A 20,715-nucleotide genomic window follows, 5' to 3' on the forward strand; every position below is an offset into this window, starting at 1 on the left:
CAAGACTATAGACCTGTATACTACCATAAAGTGGCAAGCTTATTTGTGAAATTTGGGGCATGTTCCAATTCCCGGGTAAGCCTATAATGAGGGCAGAAAACAACAAACGAAGCGCGCATCCTTGTTGAATTTCTCATTATGCTAAGCGGGGGAACGCTATGATCATATCACATAAGCGGTTTGCAGCATCGTTGCTGGTCTCGGCATCGCTTGCAGTATCTCTGGGAGCATTCAATCCACAGCAGGCTTTTGCTGCTTCTGTGCCTTCAAGTACGGCTGTTACAGCATCCGCTGTGCAGACAGGAGTGATTGTCTCAACAGTCCGACTGCGCAATACTCCATCCAGCAGCGGCCAAATTCTGAAATATCTGAATACAGGCGACCAGGTGGCAATTCTGGAAGCAACGAACAGCTATTGGTACAGAGTAAGAACAGCAGACGGGACGGTTGGATACACAAGCAGCGGAGAGCAGTATATCAACGTAGCCAATGCTTCAGCAGCACAAACTGCCGTTATTCAGGCAAACGTCCGTCTCCGCGATCTGCCTTCCACCAGCGGGCAAGTGCTGGGCTATATGAACAAAGGTGATCAAGTAACCATCCTGGAAGCAACGAACAGCTATTGGTACAAGGTAAGAACTGCGAATGGCAATGTCGGCTACACCAGTTCCGCGGAGCAGTACATTTCTGTGAACGGAGCAACGCCTTCACCGGCTCCAATCCCAACTCCGGCGCCAACACCAGTACCAACTCCAATACCAACGCCTTCACCTGCGCTTCCATCGCAGGCCGCTGTAATTGAGAGTGTAATTGCCGCAGGCATGGGCTATCTTGGAACTCCTTATGAGTTCGGTTCCAGCCGCAACGATACGAGCACCTTCGATTGTTCGGATTTTATCCGGCAGATTTTTATGGATGCAGCCAATTTAAGACTGCCTGCCGATTCACGGCAGCAGGGGGATTGGATTAAGATGAACAGCACGGTGGTGACCGACATTTCCGGTCTGAAACGCGGGGATCTGATGTTCTTTATGGATTACAAAGGAAACTCGACGGCCGCATATGCCGCGATTGACAAATCAACGGCAAGAATCACGCATGTAGCCATGTATTTGGGGGACGGGCAGTTGTTGCATACTTACTCCGTAGCCTCCGGCGGCGTGAAGGTAGACAAATTAAGCGCTTCTTGGATGAATCGTTTCCTTTACGGGGGCTCGGTTATCCGCTAATATAAAGATTGTAGAGACAGGAAGCGACAGCAGTACATGTTTGTGACGGGTGAATTAGGGCGGGTGTTATGAGAGGCTGCCGCTTCAGTGGAAGAATTCTGCTGAAGCGATAGCCTCTATTTCTGTTTTCTCTGAGTAGTCTTAAAGAGTAATGAAATGGGAGAATCCAGCGATCTAGATCCATGCTGTACCCAGCCAAGTTTACACTTCTCTCCATGCATTTTGCCCGCACTGCCGGTCATAACAGCCCCTGTGTATCCACAGTTTGTTCCCAAGCCAGCCGGCAGGAGCTGCGCTGTTCATGGCGAAGTAAAAGAGGGTTGCTGCGGTCAGGACAATTACCGGTGTTGCCGGTTTCATGATGAACCAAACTCTCTTATTTTCGCGCGCTGAAAAGAAGAGAGGAAGGCCTATACTTTGTGTATGGCGAATAAGATATAAGGGGGGCGGTTCCTTAGGCGATTGACCAATTGTTTCGGCATTTTGAGGTAAGGGTAACTATGCAGTAATACAGCAGCACAAGCGGACACTAGGATGTGGAAGGGGTTTTGGAAATGATCATTGAACTTAGCGTTGCACTCGTTGCCATCGCATTTGCTATACTTGTTTACTTTTTGATAGCTACCTTGAAATCAGCAAAGGATTCTCTCGAGAAGGTCAGCCAGACTCTGGAGGAGGTTCAGCAAACGATTGATGAGCTTACTTATGAGGTGAAAACTACCGTCAAACATGCCAATGATATTACCGCAGATGTTCAGGGCAAAATTCAAAAGATTGATCCCATTGTGGACTCTGTGAAAAACCTCGGCGATGTTATGAATGAATTGACGCTTACTGTCAAGCAGGTATCGGTCACAGTGATTGAGAAATACCGGAAATCGCGGGAGGAGAAGGGGAAGGCTGTACCTGTGGCAAAAGTACCGCTGGCTCCACCCGAAGAACGCACTGACAGCTCTGCCGATGCCGTATATGCCAAGAAATCCTCAGGAAGAATGGAAGTGGCTCTGAAAGGCGTAGACGCTGCAGCCGCTATTTGGCAGAAGTTCCGCAAGTAACCGGAGGGTAGAAGCAGAATATGAAAGGCGGGATGTAATGATGAATGTTATTCTTCTATTGCTGAGTCTCCTTTCTCCTTATTTATCTGCATCTCCGCAAAAGGAGGCGGCTCCTGCCGCGTTGTATGGCTCCACTTCGGCCGTCGTGCCGGCTTTTGAGCACAGTCGGAATATCAGCCCCTACATCAGCAGCTTTGATTCCCTTGCAGACGTGTCGCTGTACATGTCCAAGGAGGAACTGCTCCAGGTCAAGGGTTCACCGCTCACGGTCACCTCTGATCCCTGGCAGGGCTGTCAGGAATACCATTATGCCGAGCTGTCGGCCGGAGTTTGTGAAGATGCCGTGCTCTATGTGCATGTGACTCCCGATCAGGCCGGGCAATTCGGACTCAGGATGAATGGACAGCGGATTGATCCGCTAAGGAGCAATCTTTCTGAGCTGCTGGGCACCCCTGATTTTGTTGCTGAAGACGGGGACGTATATATGAGAGGTAACGTTGCCCTGAAGGTATACCGCCATGCACTGACCGGTGAATGGGACGGCATTGATTTGTTTGACGGGAATTCCTCATAAGGCGTTTCATGCTCTGCAAAACAGGTTAATGAAAGAACGTTCCGCTTTATGGTGTTGTGTGCATGGAGAATCCATAGTCCAATAGCGTAACCTCCAGTCCCACTACCTGCAGTGGAGCTGGAGGTTACTTTGTTGAACGCGAAAGTAAGGTCTTCATCCGGGGTTGCTGCTGCGTGGAAAGAGGCTGTTCAAATATCGTATGATAGAGCTATATCAAGAATTGCGGGTATTTAAATTAAGACTTAAATAGTGCGGGGTGAAAAGGGTTGAAAATTCTTATCGTAGACGACAATCCAACTAATGTCATCATTATTCGTGAAATTCTGAAAAAAGAAGGTTACCGGGATTTTGCGACTGCTGCCTCGGCCAAAGAAATGCTGAAGCTGCTTGGCATCGGTTCGGAAAGCGAAGCCGCAGGCCAGCGGCCGGCTAATATTGATTTGATTCTGCTCGATATGATGATGCCGGAAATGGACGGTATCGAAGCGTGCCGCGTAGTCCAGCAATATGAGCATCTTAGGGATATACCGATTATTATGGTCACCGCCGTTGGAGACTCCAAAAAATTGGCGGAGGCGCTGGATGCCGGCGCAGGCGATTATGTGACCAAACCGATTAACAAGGTGGAGCTGATGGCCCGCATCCGCCTGGCGCTGCGTTTAAAGCGGGAGAAGGATTGGCATAAGGAGCGGGATCAGCGGATACAGGATGAGCTGAAGCTGGCCGCTATGGTGCAGAATGCGGTGCTTAGCCAGCCGCTGAAGGAAGAGGCGTTTGAAGTACATGCCCTTTACCAGCCTTCGTTCGAACTGGCGGGTGACTTGTATGCCTGGTATCTCCTTGGAGACGGGCGGTATGCTGTCATCTTGCTGGATATGATGGGACACGGAATTTCCTCATCGCTGTTCTGTATGTTCCTGGCATCTGTGCTCAAAGATACAGTAACAACCTATGTGGAGCCGGAGAAGGTCATTCAGGAGCTGAACAGGCGGTTCAACCAGCTCTACATTGAGAAGCAATTGGTCCAATACTACTTCACGGCGATTTATCTCGTCATTGATACCCGTCTTAAGCGGATTGATTATGTAAATGCCGGCCATCCGCCGGGGCTCTTGTTCGAGGGCAACGCGGCAGAGCCGATATTGCTGGAGAGCAACGGCCATCCGGTTGGTTTATTTGACAGTATTGATATCCGGACGCAGAGTCTGACCTTCAAGGATGAGGGGCATTTGGTGCTGTACACGGACGGCCTGCTGGAAATGACGGAAGGCGGGCAGGAGGAGCAGCTTGAATTTATGATCGGGCATTTGAATCAGGGACATGAATGGCAGGAAGAGGCCATGCGCGCGGTTTTCTTGAAGGATGTTCCCAATCAGGAGCGTGATGACGATAAATGCCTGGTATGGATTTCATTGAAGGATTAGTATTCGTAAGCATGGTTTTTGGGTAATAGTCTTACAGTACTAATTACAACTATATAGTAGAGCGTCAGATCAATAATGGTGGACTAGGGGCGTGGGATGCCCGAAGGACGGAAGGCGTGGAGCGATCCTCCCTTGATCCTCCCTCAGGTGTCCCCGTTCCCAGACGGGGTTCGTACTTAAATTGGCGTTTGGCTCGGCGTTACGGACTGTGGTGCGCTTCATTCGGATGAGAGTCACGGCTTGGGGAAGTTACGGACACCACGGGCCTTATGATCGAAAATTCCGTTCCTAAACGATCCTCGGAGAGACGATAAGCGCCGTTCGGTCCGTTAAGCCGCAACAAGTGGCGTTTTCTTGAAAATAGCGGCTCTCAAGTCCGTAAGGAGCCGACTCCGCCGCTGCGGGTTCTCTTCGCCAACCCCCAAGGGTATGATCTCACCCGCAGATTTAGCTCTGATGCTGGACTAGTCGGGAAATACGTTAAAGGTCAGGGAGTCTTGATAACATGACAGCTATGGAGCGTAGGTATGAAGAGCCATCCGCCCAGGCCGGAAGGGTTCAGGAGCTTGAGCAGATTGAAATCGAACTGCTTTTGAGCGGAGTGCATCGCCTGTATGGATATGATTTCAGGAATTATGCGCTGCCTTCACTCAAGCGGCGGATCTGGCATCATGTGCATGCCGAGAATGTGCGAAGCATATCCGCGCTGCAGGAGAAGGTGCTGCATGACCGCGGCTGCTTCGAACGGTTCGTGTACAGTCTTTCTATCCCTGTGACGGAGATGTTCCGGGACCCCGGAATGTTCAGCGCCTTCCGTGAGAAGGTGATTCCGCTGCTTCGGACCTGTCCCCGCATTCGGATCTGGCATGCCGGGTGCTCCACCGGGGAAGAAGTATATTCCATAGCCATCCTGCTGCATGAGGAAGGACTGTACGACAGGGCGCAGCTTTATGCCACAGACATGAACGCCCGCTCGCTTCAGCAGGCTAAGGAAGGCGTATACGAGCTCGGCAAGATGAGGCAATACACCAGGAATTACATGGAGGCGGGCGGTACCCGCCTATTCTCCGAATACTATACAGCGAAATACAATTCGGTGGTGCTGCAGCCGTACCTGCGCAAAAACATTATTTTCGCAGAGCATAACCTGGCGACAGACACCTCGTTTAATGAATTCAATGTAATCTTTTGCCGCAACGTGATGATTTATTTCAACGAAGAACTCAGGGATCATGCTCACGGCTTGTTCTATGAGAGTCTCAGCCAGTCAGGAGTTCTGGTGCTCGGTTCCAAGGAATCCATGCAATTCACCAGACACAGTAACAGCTATGAGCCTATGGACACAGTGGAAAAAATCTACCGTAAGATGTAATAGCGGGTTAGGGGGGGGCCAAATGGGGTTTCAAGAACCGATTCATATACTGCTTGTCGATGATCGTCCTGAGAATCTGCTGGCGCTGGAAGCAGTGCTTGAGAGCCAGCATTATAAGCTTGTCACAGCCGGTTCCGGCGAAGAAGCGCTGCGGTGTCTGTTAAGATACGAATTCGCAGTGATTGTGCTGGATGTGCAGATGCCGGGTATGGATGGCATTGAAACCGCCAAATTGATCAAAGCCAAAGAGAAAACTAAGGATATTCCGATTATTTTCATCTCCGCGAACAGCAAGGATGCAGAGCATTTATTTGCGGGATATTCTGCTGGTGCGATTGATTACATGGTCAAGCCCTTTATTCCGCAGATTCTGAAGTCCAAAATTAAAGGCTTTGTAGATATGTACCTGACCGCCAAGAAACATCAGATGCAGTCCATGCTGCTGCAGCAAAAAACGCAGGAGCTGGAGAGAATTAACGCCGAGCTGATCAAAGCCAAGGAAGAAACGGAGCTCGCCGCCAAAGCCAAAGCGGAATTCCTGGCGATGATGAGCCATGAGATTCGTACACCCATGAACGGTGTAGTGGGCATGATTGACCTGCTGATGGAGACAGAGCTTGCTCCCGAGCAGAAGGAATATACGGAGATTATCCGTAAAAGTGCCGATACGCTAATTACCGTTTTTAACGATATTTTTGATTTCACCAAGATGAAGTCCGGTAAAATAGAAATGGAAGAGCAGCTCTTTGAGCTCCAGAACACGATTGAAGAGGTATTAAGCCTGTTTTCTGCCGAAGCAGGCAAAAAGAATCTGGAGCTGTCTTATTATATTGATCATAAGCTGCCAGGGCTTATTTATGGAGACATGGTCCGCTTGCGTCAGGTTCTGATCAATCTGGTGGCGAATGCTGTGAAATTTACCCACCAAGGCGGTGTTTACCTGGTTGCTTCTAGTGTCCCGGCAGTTGATAATAGGCTTACGGTCGAATTTACCGTCAAGGATACAGGCATCGGAATTTCCCCGGAGAAATGCGACCGTTTATTTCAGCCGTTCTCCCAGCTAGACTCTTCTATGTCCCGCAAATATGGCGGAAAGGGCCTGGGGCTGGCCATCTGCAAATCACTTGTCGGGATGATGGGCGGCGATATCCGGGTAGAATCTACTGAAGAGAAGGGTGCGTCTTTCGTATTTACGATTCAGGCAATGATTCCGGAGGAGGAGCCGGTAAGAGGGAATGCATGATCGACTAAGCATAATGTCGTAGTTTTTGTTTCAATAATGCGCCTTTAGGGTTATTGGTAAAGAAAACATTTATCAGGAGAGATTGTCTATGAATGCAAATAAAAGCGAAAAGTTCCATGCAATAACCGAAACTGAAGGCAGTGTATGTACGGTTTACCTAGTGGGAGAGCTTGATTTGTCGGTAGCTCCCGATTTCCGTCTGGTTATGGAGCCGCTCGTAGGAGATACAGGGCTTGATCTCGTCATGAATCTGAAGGATCTGAGATATATCGACAGCACCGGTATCGGCATTCTGCTCTCGATTCTCAAAGCAAGACATGGAATGGATGTTAAGTTTACAGTCGCGGAAGTTCCGCCGCAAATCCAGAAGCTATTTGATATGACCGGAATTTCGAAGTTTTTTGCCCCCCAAGAGAATTCCCACTAGGAAAGGATCGAAATAAGGATGAGTGATGATGTGCAAAAAGTAGTTCTTCAGTTACCTGCGAGTGCAGAATATGTCGATATCGTCAGACTGAATTTATATGGAATCGCCTCGAAGATGGGATTCACGTATGAGGATATTGAGGATATGAAGGTTGCTGTGTCTGAAGCCTGTAACAACTCCGTCCTGTATGCTTACGGCCAGGAAGACGGCTTGGTTGATGTAATCTTTGAAGTAGGTACAAGTGCCTTGTCCATTACAGTCAAAGATGAAGGGGAGAGCTTTGACAGTTTGGATCCATCCGAAGAACGCATGACGCTGCATGATAAAGAGCTGAATGACGTTCAAGTAGGCGGGCTGGGATTTTACTTAATGCAGGCGCTCATGGATGACGTCAGCGTTGTGAGCGATGCAGGCAGAGGGACGGCCGTTACCCTGACTAAGCGGCTTAATTTCAGCGAGGAGAAAGTATGAATGAAAAAGTGACTCCCCCCGAGTCCGCAAAAGAGGCGGTAAGCCTGATCCACGAATACCAGCAGACCAAAGACAATGAAATTGCAACGGTGCTGCTCCGCAAATATGAGCCGATGGTAAAAATGGCTGCAGGCAAAATCGCCCGCAATCGTCCTGATTTGTATGAGGATTTGTACCAGGTAGGACAGATGGCGTTAATCAGACTGCTCCAGCAGTATGACATCAGTCTGGGAATACCCTTCGAGCCCTACGCTATGAAAAGCATGATCGGACATATGAAAAATTTCCTGCGGGATAAATCCTGGTACATACAGGTTCCCAGAAGGATCAAAGAGAAGGGGGCCCTTGTGCAGCAGGCTATTGATGAGCTGATCATCAGACTAGAGCGTTCGCCTGCCATAGAGGAAATTGCCCAATATCTTGATCTTACGGTGGAAGAGACAGTGGAGGTGCTGGCGGGAAGAGAATGCTACCATTATGTATCTCTCGATTCCCCGCTCTCGCAAGAGGAGACAGGTGCCACACTTGGTGAATTGATCAGCTCCGAAGCAAATGACTATGAGACAGTGGAGAAACGTATGGATCTGCAGCAGGCGCTGGGGCAGCTTAAAGAGCAGGAGCAGCAGGTGCTGCTGCTGGCTTTTCAGGATGGAGAGTCGCAGCGGGCGATTGCCCAGAAGCTTGGGGTATCACAAATGAGCGTATCCCGGATTCAGAAGCGCGCCACAGAAAAGCTGAAGCAAATTATGGCTAATTCCTCTTACTGATGAAACGAATAGATGAACATACAAACAGGACATGCCTTATCCCCCGGTCAGGGTCAGGCATGTCCTTTATGGGTTTTACCTGAGCATTAAGCTTGATCCGCAGCCTCTTTTGAAGCATCCTTCACAATAGAGGCAACATCATCCGCTGCATCGCTGACGGTTTCAGCAATTGCTGTGCCCGAGTCCGACAGAGTTGCGGCAATCTGCTGCTTGCTGTCGCTGACAGCAGTGAAGATATCGGAGGCTTTGGCGGATACATTGCCCGCTAAATCCGCAGCCTTTTCTTGAGCGGCAGTAGCAATGCTTATCGCTGTATCGGTTACGATGCCGGCGACTTCCTTCGTTTTGTCCGTAGCTGCCGAGAATTTATCCGACAACGCACCCCTTACTTCACGGCCTGGCTTTGGTGCGAACAACAGCGCTGCGGCAGCGCCCAGCAAGCTTCCGATAACAATTCCTTTCAAGAATGGGCTTCCGCTCTCTACCGGAATTTCCGGTTCTGCCTTATTCATCGCGGATCACTCCTTATAAGTTTATTGTATTTCAGAATGGCTTAAAGTTCTTACTTGGTATATAAACTTCGGTGCAAGGGCTGAAACATTAAGGCCCCCTTGCTCCGGGCGATAATTATTTCTGCCGCAGGCGGCCAAGCTCGGAGACCAGTGCTTCAACCTGTGCGATGCTCAGTCTGTCGCTGCTCATAGCCACCTCATAAATATCGCGTATATCCTCGTAGTTGCTCACCGGGAAGGCAGAGGCTTGCATGGCCGCCGCGCTTGCCATCTTCAGCTTGCTTTTGATACCCTCGATCATGTATTCAACATTTTCCTGTGTAGGCTGGGATAGATCCATTAGGTGTAACAGTCCTCTCTGTATATTAGTTCAAATATTCTATCATGTTTATGAAGGCAAACACCATTTTTTTGTCTGCTCCGCTGAAATCATGTTAAATTAGAGAAAATATTCATTAGGCTTCACTAGCTGAGGGGAGAGAGGGCATTGGCAATCAGGGAGCAGGAGAGCAGAAAACGCAGTAAAATGGATGCTTCCGGGCTGGTCTCCTTCTTCAAGGAGATCGCGGCCAGGCATCCGCTGGAGCAGATTACGTTCCTCTGTATCGGAACGGACCGGTCTACCGGCGATGCGCTTGGACCGCTGACCGGCAGCCGGCTGGTGGAGCACGGCTTCCCGCATGTGAGCGGTACGCTGCCGTCCCCTTGTGACGCGGATAATCTGGCTCTGCGGATAGCGGAGATTCCCGAAGGGCAGTTTATTATCGCTGTGGATGCTTGCCTGGGACCCCCGGCGGCACTCGGAACTTTTTTGGCGGCTGAAGGCCCGCTCCGGCCGGCGCAGTCGGTCGGTCTGTCCCTGCCTGCAGTGGGGAATTACAGTGTTGCGGCGATCGTCGATCTGAACGGTCCGCGGCCTTACCGGACTTTGCAGACCACTCCGCTGCACAGAGTGATGGTCATGGCGGGGCAAATTGCGGCGGCGGCGGCGGCCGGGTTCGGTCTGAATTCTTGAGAGCGTTTCAAGCGGGACAATTCTGCTTAAATAATGTAGACAAGCCAACCGGCTCAAACCACGGATCATCTTGGTTGCTCGAGTGCAGTTAGCTATCTGTAGAAGGAGGGAAGCCGTCATGGAAAATGTTCGTTATGAGGGATACAATATTAGTTACAGTGATCAGGGTGCAGGTGAGGTTATTGTACTGCTGCACGGCTTCTGTGGAAGCTCTGGCTATTGGGAGCAGGTTATTCCGCTCCTAAGCAGCGATTATCGGGTGATTGCTCTGGATTTGCGCGGCCACGGAGGCTCGGATGCTCCGCTTGGGGCTTACAGTGTAGACCAGATGGCTGATGATGTGCTGGCTCTGCTGAATGTGCTGGAGATTTCTGAGTGCTACCTGCTTGGACATTCCCTTGGCGGATATGTCACTCTTTCCTTTGCCCAGCGTTATGCATCCCGCTTGAAGGGATTCGGGCTGGTTCACTCCACAGGCTACCCGGATAGTGAGGCGGCTAAGGAGAACCGGCTGAAGAGTGTGAGCACCATTCAGAATGAAGGGATTTTCGCATTCGTGGATGGGCTGATTCCTGGTCTTTTTGCGGCAGGCGCTGCTCCGCAGTTGCTGGAGCGTGCGAAGGAGATCGGCTACAGAACACCTCCCCAAGGGGCGGCAGGCGCCGCCATGGCGATGCGTGAGCGGATCGACCGCCGTGACGTCATCTCAGCCACTGTACTGCCGGTGCTGCTTGTTGCCGGTGCAGAGGACAGCAAGGTATCGCCTGAACGGATCTTCACCTCGGATCATCCGAATGTGAGCCAGGTGACCATTTCCGGAGTAGGTCACATGAGTATGTACGAAGCGCCGGAACGCCTGGCGGAAATCATCAAGGATTTCGTACATGCAGCGGTTAAGAAATAATCACATGAGAGAAGCGGAGCGTACTAACGCCCGTGCTAATAATGCAAAAGAGGCAGCTCCCGCCGAATCCGGCGTGGCTGCTTCTTTGTTTCACTGGAACTTGCGGATAGCCGGAATGCAGAGCACAAGAGCAACACAGGCCATACACAGTCCCGAAAAAATATAGATCGTCGCTACGCCCCCAATAAGATCGGCCAGCCAGCCCACCAGAATGTAGCCTACCGGCAGGAGTGCGAAGGAGCCCAGCAAGTCCAGACTGGCTACGCGTCCGAAGGCTTCCTGCGGAACGAGCTCCTGCAGGCTGATCTCCCAGACTAGGCCGAAGATCATCAGTCCGAAGCCTTCAAGGGCAAACAAGGCGACCGCACCCGCAGCAGAGGGGGCGAAGGGCAGCAGGAACATAGCCAGCCCGCTTACAAAGACCCCGCCGTAAGCCATTTTTCCGCGGTGGCTCCACTTGTTCCTCATGCCGAACAGCAGACCTGCCGCAATAGCACCGGCACCGGAGAAGGTGACGGCAAGCCCGTATACGTAAGGTTCCCAGCCATGATGTACCTTAAAAAGCCAAGGCACAAGAATACTGCTGATGCCGGCATAGCAAATGTTAATGAATGAAAAGGCCAGAATCGTAATCCATAGCCAGGGATGGCTGCGCAATACGGCGATCCCTTCCTTGAAATCCTCCTTCCAGTGAGGGGTGGAGGGGGCTTCTGCGGTTGCAAGGGAGTGTTCTTTCCGCTGTAATCGGGAGACGAGAACTTTGCGCAGTTGGATGAGGCAGACCAGTGAAAACAAGTAGGTAAACGCATCAAGTCCAAAGCCAACGCCTGCCGACAGGTGGGTAATGAGCAGCCCGCCGAGCACAGGGCCAATCAGACGGATGGTCTGTGTAGTCATTTGCGTCAGGGAATTGGCGGCAATACGGATATCCGGGGTAAATACGGTGGCACGGACTGCGGCATAAGCAGGCTGGAAGAGACCGTCAAGTAAACCGTAGCAGCCGACCAATACCAGCAGCAGCGGGATGGTAAGCAGCCCGGAGAGTGAGAGCACAGCCGTCAGGAGCATGATGGAGGCACGAAAAATATCCGCCAGCATCATAATTTTCACCCGGTCATACCGGTCTACAATGTGGCCGGAAATCGGCAGCATGATTACATTAGGCAGCATGTATACCGCCATGACGAAACCCATTGTTGTAGTAGAACCAGTCAGGGAATACACCAGAACGGGCAGAATCACCATCGTCACCGAGCTTCCCAGAAAGGAAATCAGATGTCCGAGCCATAGCAAAGGAAACGCCCGCGATTTGGCAAAAGGTGCGGCAAAGCTGCGCAACGGACTACCTTTAGCTTGTTCAGAGGTGCTCTCGGGGATCATCTTGGTACCTCACCTCCGAATTTATAACGGACTCCTCTGGGCTCAAGCGCCCGACGATGACCTCGACGCCATACTCTTCGCCTTGTGTGACTTTGGATTCCCAGGAAGAGAGGAACTCCATGATCTCCTTCCGGAACTGTTCCAGCTCGCTGGACGATAAAGTCAGTCTGGTTGAGGCATGGTTCACCATATCCTCTTGTCTGAACGTAAATCCGCTGAAGTGCTCTGAGGAGAACCAGGTTCCTTTGGAACGATAATATTTCTGGATGATGCTTCCGGCTGTCTCTGTCCTTACCAGCTCCAGCAGCCCGCCTTCAAACAGCTTGATAATATGATAATGAATGTTCCCCGGCGTCTTGCCCAGCTTCCCGGCAACTTGCTTGGAGGTGAGCGGTTCTTCTGCCAGCACGTGCATAATTTTGATCCGCAGCGCGCTTTCGAGCAGCTTGTTTTGCTCCGGCGATACTTTCAGGGGCTGAGCTTGCCCTTGGTTATCCGCTTCAGCTTTCATTTGAAATCCCCCTGTATGGCAGTAGTTCGTTCTGTTATGCAGTTCGATCTAAATTACAGATCAGAATGTATCCAGTATAGTTTATCCTGTATTTTTTTGTAAATGAACATTTGGGTTAACCCTGGATTTTCTGCTTCGGAAGATGCTGCAAGTGGCGCAGAGTCAAGGAATGGTTTAAGATGATCCAAAGGGAAACGTTGTGGGTATTGAACAGTTCGTTAGCCAAGGAGAGGGGAGAACAGGATGTTCAGAAGAGATTACATCGTACGGATGATTGAGGATATGACCGCGATGGTTGCCAAGGTGTTTACGCTTAAGCAGGAGAAAAAGACAACAGAAGCCTTATGGGAGATTGATGAGCTGCTGAACCGGCATTTCCGTTTAAATTCCCGGCTTTTGAATTCACTCTCCGTGGAAGATATCATTGATATGTATATCTTGGGGGGCGTGGTCGAATCCGACAGGCTTCAAGGCGTGGCGCGTCTGCTCAAGGAAGAAGGCTCTATTTACGCTGCGGCTGGGGATAAGGACGCGGCCTTGTTCAGAGCCATGCGGTCACTGCATCTGTTTGTGTATGCCGATCTCCATGGCGCTGACCGCGAACTGATGGAGATGACGAAGGAAATAGACGAGCTCCTGATGGAGACCCGGGAATATAAGATTCCGGCAAAGACGGAACGGCTGCTGTTGACCTATATGGAATCCTTGGGCCGTTATGCCAAGGCGGAAGACAGTCTGTACCGGCTGTGGGAACATGGAGAGGCTGTGGCTTCCGAAGGAAAAGAGTTGTATGAACGGCTGCTGCTGAAGCCGGAGGAGGATTTGGCACGCGGCGGCCTCCCTGCGGAAGAGGTCAGACAAGGCCTGGCAGAGTGGGGCAGGCTTACTGCTGGGCTAAGTAAGGTGGCGAAGACTCCTTGAGCACGCCAATATTTATCGTTGATGCTTTTACCGATCGCGCGTTTGCCGGAAATCCCGCTGCCGTATGCCTGCTGGAAGGACCTGTTCCTGAGTCCTTCATGGCCCAAACAGCGGCGGAGATGAATCTGTCCGAGACGGCCTTTCTCTGGCCGGAGCAGGATGGCTACCGGCTGCGCTGGTTCACGCCTGCTGTTGAAGTCAGCCTGTGCGGCCATGCCACACTGGCCAGCGCGCATGTGCTGTGGGAATTTGGGCGGCTGGCATCCGGCGCGGAGGCGAAATTCTACACCCGCAGCGGATTGCTGCGGGCGGCAAGGTCCGATCAGTTGATTTCGCTTTATTTTCCGCCGTATGCGCTTGTACCTTCCGGCCCGATAACCGGGTTGGCGGCAGCCCTTGGCATTGATGAAGAAGAGGTGCTGGAGACTATGGCTTATGCCGACAACGTGCTGGTGCGGTTGAAGGATGAGGGTCTTGTGCGGCGGCTGAGGCCGGATTTTCCGCTGCTTGGCAACCTTCAGCCAAGAGCGATCGCTGTAACGGCGGAGAGTGAGTCGGAAAATGCCGATTTTGTATCGCGTTTTTTTGCACCGCGGATTGGCGTGAATGAAGATCCTGTCACCGGGTCTGCGCATACCGCGTTAGCCCCCTATTGGTCTGCCAGACTGGGCCGCCCGCATTTGACCGCGTATCAGGCCTCTGCGCGTGGCGGCACGCTGCGGCTGGAAGTCACCCCGGAGCTGGTAACCTTGTCGGGCCGGGCCGTGACTGTCGTCAGCGGCCAGTTTCATGTGCAATGACAATTCTATTTTTTATGTGAAAGTGAGATGTACCCTGTGGAAGCTTTGAATACACTGATTGAACAAGTCATCAATAGCCGCACTCTGATTACGGCAACGCTGAGCCAGCTACGCAGCAAAGGCGAAGCCGCCTTCAGCAAGGTGCAGGTAAAACCCGTAGAGTTAAAGGGCAAGCTGCATTATCAGTTCGCCTACTATATCGGCCCTAAGGTCGAGCACCGCAATATCCCGGCTGAGGCCGCGGCGGAGGAGTTAATGTCGCTGCTGAGAGAGACATTCCGGCAAGGGCTGCTCTGTACCGTAGAGGCCGATTATCAAGTGCTGATCAGTAAAAAGTATAAGGTATCCATCCTGACCAAATCGCCGACCAAGCAGGAGGCTCCGAACCTGGCCCATAACCGCCGCAAGCAGTACGTGCTGGATGAAGGAGTGCCTGTGCCGTTCCTGGTAGAACTGGGCATTATGAATAGCGAAGGCAAGGTGCTGGCCAAAAAATACGATAAGTTCCGCCAGATCAACCGCTTTCTGGAGATGGTCGAGGATGTGCTTGCCGATCTGCCGTCCGGCCGTCCGCTGACCATTGTGGATTTTGGCTGCGGCAAGTCCTATCTAACCTTTGCACTCTATCATTATTTGGCTGTCCGCGAGCAGCGGGAGCTGAATATTGTCGGCCTCGATCTCAAAGCCGATGTTATCGAGCACTGCAGTGCGCTTGCGGCCAAGCTTGGCTACGATCAGCTTCGGTTCCTGGTCGGCGATATTGCCGACTACAACGAGCTGGATCAGGTCGATATGGTCGTAACGCTCCATGCCTGTGATACGGCAACCGACGCTGCACTGGAAAAAGCGGTCCGCTGGGGCGCATCGGTAATCCTGTCGGTTCCTTGCTGCCAGCATGAGCTGTTCGCCCAGGTTGAGAGCGAGGTGCTGAATCCTCTCTTGTCGCATGGAATTCTGAAGGAACGTTTCTCCGCTCTGGCTACGGATGCCATCCGGGCCAAGCTGCTCGATCTAATGGGCTACCGCACACAACTGCTGGAGTTCATTGACCTGGAGCATACGCCGAAGAATATTCTGATTCGTGCTGTCAAAGGCCCGGCCGGAGACAACGCGGCTAAATGGCGCGAATACAGCGCATTCCGTGATTTTCTTGGTGCGAAGCCGTATCTCGAACGTGCCTGCACCGATCTGCTGCCAGCCGGCGATGCTGTGCAAGGCTAATGTCGCAAATCTAATACGTTAACATGACTGCAGGACGGCTGCTTCCCTGATGGGGCGGGCCGTCCTGTTTGCGTTCCCCTTTTGGTTCTGGTGAAATCTGGAGATACTATAGAAAATTTGATTCGTATAGGAGTAATTCGGGTGGAGCGGAATGAGCGGCAGAGGGGCTTGGAGCAGGCAACCATATTGGCGTATGCTGGGGCGGTATTTACAGCCGGTGCGGCGGCTTGTCTGCTGCGGGGGTTGTTTTTTGCTGAGGAGATGTATCCGCTGCTGACCTCATGGTTTGTGCTGTGCGCGGTGCTTGCCCTTTGGAGGCTGGCTGCCGCCGGGGGGCATAAGAGGGCAGAGGGGGCAGCCCATATGGGCGGCAGCCTTGTGCCGGGAAAAGCAGAATTGCTGATGCTGGTCTGTCCGCTGGCGATCCTTGTCCTTTATGCGGCCGCATGGCTGCGTGGGCCGATATCTCCGCAGGGAACATTAAATGAAATGCTGCGCTGGGGCTTCTACGCCTCCTTCGCAATCCTTGCATACTGCTGTGCAGGCAACCGCCTGGGCGGGCGTCTGCTCGCGGCGCTCTGGCATTTGCTGGGGATGACTATCAGCCTAAGCGCTCTGATTGCTGTATGCGGGGGAATGGAGCTTCCTTATGCCGTTGCTTACAGCCTATCGCCGGAAGTCAGTGCCACAGGTGCGCGGCTGGCCGGGCTGCTCCAGTATCCGAACGCCTTCGGCGCGGTGATGGCGGTGTTCCTGCTGGAGCGGCTATTCGCCGCCGCTTCCTGCATGGGACGGGCCGGGGAACAGCACCTGCTGCTGCGCACGCTCCCGCTGCTCCCCTACGCGGCCGCGCTGCTGCTCAGCGAGTCGCGCGGCGCCTGGCTGGCTGCGGCCGCTGCCAGCGCCGCAGCCCTGCTCTGGAAGCGGCGGCTCTGCGCGCCGCTTCTGCTTGCCGGTGCCGCGCCCGTGGCCGGCGCGGCGCTGCTGTACCGCCAGCTAGCCCATGCGGGGCTGGCGGTACAGCCTTGGCCCGGCCTGCTTCTGCTGGCCGGGCTTTGGGGCTGCGCGCTGCTGGCGGGCGCGCTGCTGTGCCGCCGCGGGCCGGGCGCGGCGGGTGTGAGGGCCGCCAGGCTGGTGCTGGCGGCGGTAGGCTGGACGGCGGCGGCTAGCGCCGTCCTTGTGCAGGTACGCGAGCGGATCAGCGGACCGTCACCGACGGTCAACGCTCGCGGGCTGATGTACCGCGATGCCTGGAGGCTCGCGGCGGAAGCGCCCTGGCTGGGGCGCGGGGGCGAGACTTGGCGGAGCGCGTACCACGCCGCCCAGTCCCGCCCCTATGTAGGCAGCCAGGTGCACAGCGGTTACCTCGACCTCCTGCTCAACGCGGGAGTGGCCGGTTTGGCTGCCGCCTTGCTGCTGCTGGCGGCGGCAGGCTGGCTGGTGGCGGCCGCCTCACCGAGGCTGCTGCCACCGCTGCTCGTCATCGCTTTGCACGGCGCAGTCGATTTCGACTGGAGCTACGGCCTCACGTGGCTGCTGCTGTTCCTGCTGCCGGCGCTCGCCCGTGCAGAGGCGCAGCGCGGAGCATCTGCTGCACCTGCACAAGATGTCACAATTGTGCCTCCTGAGCCAGTAAATTCTGCCGGGACTTCTGTCTGGCTGAACTCAGGAATTATTGCACCTGAACCCACAATCCCAGTGGCGACCTCAATCGCACAGGGTTTTACAACTGTTCCTCCTGGGCCTGCACCCACGATCGCCCAGAGCGCTGGAACCGCTCCTGATCCAGTGGCGGCAGCCAAGCCCCGCCGTTCACCCCGGCAGCGCTTGGCTATGCGGCATATTGCAATGATGGCTATAGCCTGCGGCTTGAGCCTGACACTCGCTACGATGTCCCTGCACGCGATGAAGGGGCGGGAGTTATACAAGCAGGCAATTGAGTCCTCTGAGGAGACCGAAAGAGTGTCCCTGCTTCAGCAATCGCTGAAATGGAACCCTCTTGAGCCGAAGACGGCTGCTCTGTTATCCCGGCTGCTCCCGGATGAGCAGGGGGCGGCACTGCTGCTGGAGAGCTTGAGGTATACACCGGAAAGTGCTCTTCTGCAATGGGAATGGTCGAAGCGGGCTTTGCAAGGTGAAGATCCCGTTGCGGCTTTGTATCAGGTTCGCAGAAGCATACGGCTGGATGCCTTCAATTCCGTTAAGTGGGAAGAGGCGGTCAAAGGAATGCTTCGTATGAGCGTTCGCAGGATGAAGGCGGGGGACCGGAAGGGAGCGTTCCAAAGTGCTGCCGCCGGCATGGAGCTGCTGCGGCAGTACCGTCTGCTGAGCGCATATGACAGCAGCAAGGGGCGGGAGCATAATGACCGCCGGTTCGGAATTACGAAGGAGATGGAAGGTCTGGACCTTCTATTAAGCAGCCGCAGAGCTTTAATTATGCGAAAAGCACCCTCATCCCGACAGTAGCCGGATTTGGGCGCTTCTTCTCAAGATTTGCTCCGCGACGAAATCAGCCATGAATACACAAATGGCGGGAAGATGACAATCAGCAGGGCGGCAATAATCAGACTGACGGACACGCCTCTCGGCAAAAAGGCCCCCAGCGCGATCAGCAGACCGCCAAGCAACCACATCTTGCCTGAGAACCGGTGAGTTTTCCTCCAGACCTCCGGGCTGGACAGCGTCCAAGGTGTGCGGATGCCTGTAAGATAATTGTCCCTAATCTGTGGCAAATAGTTGCCAACTACAATAAACAGCAGTCCTGCAGCGACCATAGCATACTTGCCTGCCTCAAAATTTTTATCCAAACCGTAAGCGACAGTCAGCACCAGCATCGCATCGAACACTGCCGCAACAGCCAGACTAATCATTTTGTAGGCGTTCGGAAATTTGAGGTAGTTCTCTTTCTTCGGATCGTTATTGCGGAAGAACTGCATTCCCAAGGGGAAGATCAGTCCCATGAAACCCAAGAGGGCAATAATCGAATCTTTGCTCCAGTAAGTATTGACCTCTCCGCTGATGCTGAATTGGGCAGGGAGCTGATCGGGCAGCTTTCCATAGTTAATCAATGCATAACTTAACGAAAGAATGCCCAGAAGGACAATCAGCGTGTCCTGTCATTTCCATTTGAAATTCTTCATCTTACTCGACCTCCATGTCCTTCATCAATGTCCTGCCGTTCGTTCGCTTTTCCCGTGTTGGTCAACTCCAGGAACCAGCCCAGCACCTCTTCCAGTACGGTCGTATCCAGCGAATACAGAATGAATTGCCCCTGTCGTTCGTCCTGCACAAGGCCTGCATGCTTCAGAGCGCTGAGATGATGTGAGATACTGGGTTTGGACATGTTAAAATATTCGGCAATCTCCCCGGCGGTCCGGTCCTGCTCCCGCAGCAGCCGTAAAATCTGTCTACGCGTCGGATCTGCCAGCGCTTTGAAGGATTCGTTCATTGCTCACCCGACCTTTCGATATTTAAATAATTATCTAAATATATAATATGGTTGGTGCAAATAATTGTAAATCCGCTTTTTACTCTGAATAGAGCACCATTTACAGAACCCAGCTTACTAGATAGAGCCGTCTTTTTCAGATTCCCTTAAGTAGAAGTCGTAAGCCCGCATATGCTAGAATAGGCTAGGAGAAGCTGGGTACATAGAGCGGAAGCGGCATTAAGCCGATTTTCGCAAATAAACGGGAGGAGGAGCTGCATTTTGCACGTTATTTCTGATCTGATCTCGCAATTGTTTGAATGGATTCAGAGTCTTGGTTACTTTGGGATTATGATCGGACTTATGATTGAGATTATTCCTAGTGAAATTGTACTGGCCTTTGGAGGTTATCTGGTCTCGCAGGGAGATATTAATTTTATTGGCGCAGTGCTCTTCGGTACGGTTGGCGGGGTCATTGCCCAAATATTCGTGTATTGGATCGGCCGGTATGGCGGCAGACCCGTGCTGGAGAAATACGGAAAGTACATTTTCATCAAAAAAAAGCATATTGACCATTCCGAAGAATGGTTCAACAAATACGGCACCGGGGTGATCTTCACAGCGCGTTTTATCCCGGTTGTGCGCCATGCCATCTCCGTTCCTGCCGGGATCTCCCGCATGCCTCTGAGCAAATTCACCCTGCTGACCACGCTGGCTGTTATTCCTTGGAGCACGCTTTTTGTATATTTGGGTTATACGCTTGGCGATAAATGGGAAACGATTGATGAAGTCGCTGCCAAGTATACCCATGAGCTGCTGCTTGGCGCTCTTGCTCTCATTGTTATCTATTTCCTGTTCAAATGGTACAAGTCCAAGAAGAAAGGTAGTGCAGTATGAAGCAGAACGTGGCCCATAAGTATGGTAAAGGTCTGACTCCGCGCCAGTTCGTTGAAGGCATGACGAAGAACCGGCAGACATTCGAATCCTGGTATGAACAATTCGCCTGGGAAGACAGCGCCGACCGCGAATTTTTTGAGAGCCTGAATCACCGCGACGATCTGCGTGTGCTAATTCTGGCCGCAGATTGGTGTGGCGATGTTGTCCGCAATGTACCGGTTGTATTCCGCATTCTGGAGACGGCGGGAATCAAGACCGAAGTGCTGATATTGGAAGAAAATCAGGAAGTGATGGATGATTTCCTCACTATGGGCGGCAGAGCCGTACCTATCGTCATCTTTGCCGATACCGGCGGGTATGTGCTGGGCCACTGGGGGCCGCGTCCGGAGCATGTGCAAGCGCTGATGAACGCGTTCAAGCGTGAGAACCCGGACCGCGAGGCTGCCGATTACGACAGCAAAATCGCTGAAGTACGCAAGGCTATGGGGCAAGCCTACGGAGAAGGAACGGAATCACACGCAGTAATTGCCAAAGAGCTGCGCAGTCTGATCTCCGGATTTTAACA

At 52.7% G+C, this 20,715-nt stretch carries 23 protein-coding genes and 1 pseudogene; 17 read left to right on the forward strand and 7 right to left on the reverse strand.

Going from position 1 to position 20,715, the window contains the following annotated elements:
- Positions 1-158 precede the first annotated feature (158 nt).
- A complete protein-coding gene (locus B212_RS0100970; RefSeq protein WP_019908386.1) occupies positions 159-1,229 on the forward strand; it encodes a C40 family peptidase in 1,071 nt (356 codons plus the stop codon).
- A gap of 201 nt (positions 1,230-1,430) precedes the next feature.
- Here B212_RS0100970 and B212_RS34240 read toward each other — a convergent pair whose 3' ends face one another.
- Positions 1,431-1,589 carry a hypothetical protein gene (locus B212_RS34240; protein ID WP_156830041.1) on the reverse strand — a complete coding sequence of 53 codons (159 nt, stop codon included), beginning with the start codon at positions 1,587-1,589 and terminating at the stop codon, positions 1,431-1,433.
- Between the two features lie 194 nt (positions 1,590-1,783).
- Here B212_RS34240 and B212_RS0100975 point away from each other — a divergent pair, with 194 nt between their 5' ends.
- The 8 genes and pseudogenes from B212_RS0100975 (at position 1,784) to B212_RS0101010 (ending at position 8,562) form a co-directional block, all read left to right on the forward strand.
- Positions 1,784-2,284, forward strand: a complete 501-nt coding sequence (locus tag B212_RS0100975; RefSeq protein ID WP_019908388.1) for a DUF948 domain-containing protein — start codon at positions 1,784-1,786, stop codon at positions 2,282-2,284.
- A 37-nt stretch (positions 2,285-2,321) separates the two neighbouring features.
- Positions 2,322-2,858 (forward strand): hypothetical protein, encoded by a 537-nt coding sequence (locus tag B212_RS32900; RefSeq protein WP_019908389.1) that lies wholly within the window; start codon positions 2,322-2,324, stop codon positions 2,856-2,858.
- A gap of 266 nt (positions 2,859-3,124) precedes the next feature.
- Positions 3,125-4,282 carry a PP2C family protein-serine/threonine phosphatase gene (locus tag B212_RS0100985; protein ID WP_019908391.1) on the forward strand — a complete coding sequence of 386 codons (1,158 nt, stop codon included), beginning with the start codon at positions 3,125-3,127 and terminating at the stop codon, positions 4,280-4,282.
- Between the two features lie 505 nt (positions 4,283-4,787).
- Positions 4,788-5,654, forward strand: coding sequence for a CheR family methyltransferase (locus B212_RS0100990; protein WP_019908392.1), 867 nt, complete (start codon positions 4,788-4,790; stop codon positions 5,652-5,654).
- A 22-nt stretch (positions 5,655-5,676) separates the two neighbouring features.
- A pseudogene (locus B212_RS30460) lies at positions 5,677-6,894 on the forward strand (ATP-binding protein); the annotation flags it as partial.
- Positions 6,895-6,985: 91 nt separating this feature from the next.
- Positions 6,986-7,324, forward strand: a complete 339-nt coding sequence (locus tag B212_RS0101000) for an STAS domain-containing protein (protein ID WP_019908395.1) — start codon at positions 6,986-6,988, stop codon at positions 7,322-7,324.
- 18 nt (positions 7,325-7,342) lie between these two features.
- Positions 7,343-7,795: an anti-sigma B factor RsbW gene (gene rsbW / locus B212_RS0101005; RefSeq protein ID WP_019908396.1), complete on the forward strand. Its 453-nt coding sequence runs from the start codon at positions 7,343-7,345 to the stop codon at positions 7,793-7,795.
- Positions 7,792-8,562 (forward strand): sigma-70 family RNA polymerase sigma factor, encoded by a 771-nt coding sequence (locus B212_RS0101010; protein ID WP_019908397.1) that lies wholly within the window; start codon positions 7,792-7,794, stop codon positions 8,560-8,562. The genes rsbW and B212_RS0101010 overlap by 4 nt, the downstream gene beginning before the upstream one ends.
- A gap of 86 nt (positions 8,563-8,648) precedes the next feature.
- Here the strand turns inward: B212_RS0101010 and B212_RS0101015 are convergent, their stop codons facing one another.
- Both B212_RS0101015 and B212_RS0101020 read right to left on the reverse strand, forming a co-directional pair.
- Positions 8,649-9,074: a YtxH domain-containing protein gene (locus B212_RS0101015; RefSeq protein WP_019908398.1), complete on the reverse strand. Its 426-nt coding sequence runs from the start codon at positions 9,072-9,074 to the stop codon at positions 8,649-8,651.
- A gap of 115 nt (positions 9,075-9,189) precedes the next feature.
- Positions 9,190-9,414, reverse strand: coding sequence for a DUF1128 domain-containing protein (locus B212_RS0101020; RefSeq protein WP_019908399.1), 225 nt, complete (start codon positions 9,412-9,414; stop codon positions 9,190-9,192).
- 147 nt (positions 9,415-9,561) lie between these two features.
- Between B212_RS0101020 and yyaC the strand changes: the two genes are divergently transcribed.
- Positions 9,562-10,089, forward strand: coding sequence for a spore protease YyaC (gene yyaC / locus B212_RS0101025; RefSeq protein WP_019908401.1), 528 nt, complete (start codon positions 9,562-9,564; stop codon positions 10,087-10,089).
- A 118-nt stretch (positions 10,090-10,207) separates the two neighbouring features.
- Complete coding sequence (locus B212_RS0101030; RefSeq protein WP_019908402.1) at positions 10,208-10,993, forward strand: alpha/beta fold hydrolase; 786 nt, start codon at positions 10,208-10,210, stop codon at positions 10,991-10,993.
- A 90-nt stretch (positions 10,994-11,083) separates the two neighbouring features.
- On the opposite strand, the gene B212_RS0101035 is transcribed toward B212_RS0101030, so the two are convergent.
- Positions 11,084-12,373, reverse strand: a complete 1,290-nt coding sequence (locus B212_RS0101035; RefSeq protein WP_019908403.1) for an MFS transporter — start codon at positions 12,371-12,373, stop codon at positions 11,084-11,086.
- Entirely contained in the window at positions 12,351-12,884 is a 534-nt protein-coding gene (locus B212_RS30465) for a winged helix-turn-helix domain-containing protein (protein ID WP_019908404.1), read from the reverse strand. Before B212_RS30465 ends, B212_RS0101035 begins: the two co-directional genes overlap by 23 nt.
- Positions 12,885-13,127: 243 nt before the next feature.
- On the opposite strand from B212_RS30465, the gene B212_RS30470 reads away from it, so the two are divergent.
- From B212_RS30470 to B212_RS32905, 4 genes are all read left to right on the forward strand, one after another.
- Positions 13,128-13,805: a DUF6483 family protein gene (locus B212_RS30470; protein WP_019908406.1), complete on the forward strand. Its 678-nt coding sequence runs from the start codon at positions 13,128-13,130 to the stop codon at positions 13,803-13,805.
- On the forward strand, positions 13,802-14,605 hold the full coding sequence (locus B212_RS0101050; protein WP_019908407.1) for a PhzF family phenazine biosynthesis protein: 804 nt from the start codon (positions 13,802-13,804) through the stop codon (positions 14,603-14,605). Before B212_RS30470 ends, B212_RS0101050 begins: the two co-directional genes overlap by 4 nt.
- Before the next feature lie 27 nt (positions 14,606-14,632).
- On the forward strand, positions 14,633-15,826 hold the full coding sequence (locus B212_RS0101055; protein ID WP_019908408.1) for a class I SAM-dependent methyltransferase: 1,194 nt from the start codon (positions 14,633-14,635) through the stop codon (positions 15,824-15,826).
- A gap of 141 nt (positions 15,827-15,967) precedes the next feature.
- Positions 15,968-18,292, forward strand: coding sequence for an O-antigen ligase family protein (locus B212_RS32905; protein WP_019908409.1), 2,325 nt, complete (start codon positions 15,968-15,970; stop codon positions 18,290-18,292).
- Between the two features lie 20 nt (positions 18,293-18,312).
- Here B212_RS32905 and B212_RS0101065 read toward each other — a convergent pair whose 3' ends face one another.
- Both B212_RS0101065 and B212_RS0101070 read right to left on the reverse strand, forming a co-directional pair.
- Positions 18,313-18,933: an SdpI family protein gene (locus tag B212_RS0101065; RefSeq protein ID WP_028530533.1), complete on the reverse strand. Its 621-nt coding sequence runs from the start codon at positions 18,931-18,933 to the stop codon at positions 18,313-18,315.
- Positions 18,934-18,962: 29 nt separating this feature from the next.
- The gene (locus B212_RS0101070) at positions 18,963-19,274 is read right to left on the reverse strand and encodes an autorepressor SdpR family transcription factor (protein ID WP_019908411.1); all 312 of its coding nucleotides are present in this window, start codon (positions 19,272-19,274) and stop codon (positions 18,963-18,965) included.
- A 261-nt stretch (positions 19,275-19,535) separates the two neighbouring features.
- On the opposite strand from B212_RS0101070, the gene B212_RS0101075 reads away from it, so the two are divergent.
- Both B212_RS0101075 and B212_RS0101080 read left to right on the forward strand, forming a co-directional pair.
- Positions 19,536-20,150, forward strand: coding sequence for a DedA family protein (locus B212_RS0101075; protein WP_019908413.1), 615 nt, complete (start codon positions 19,536-19,538; stop codon positions 20,148-20,150).
- A complete protein-coding gene (locus B212_RS0101080; protein WP_019908414.1) occupies positions 20,147-20,713 on the forward strand; it encodes a thioredoxin family protein in 567 nt (188 codons plus the stop codon). Before B212_RS0101075 ends, B212_RS0101080 begins: the two co-directional genes overlap by 4 nt.
- The last annotated feature ends 2 nt before the right edge of the window (positions 20,714-20,715 follow it).

The sequence above is a fragment of the Paenibacillus sp. HW567 genome (assembly GCF_000374185.1).
Taxonomy (GTDB): domain Bacteria; phylum Bacillota; class Bacilli; order Paenibacillales; family Paenibacillaceae; genus Paenibacillus_AQ.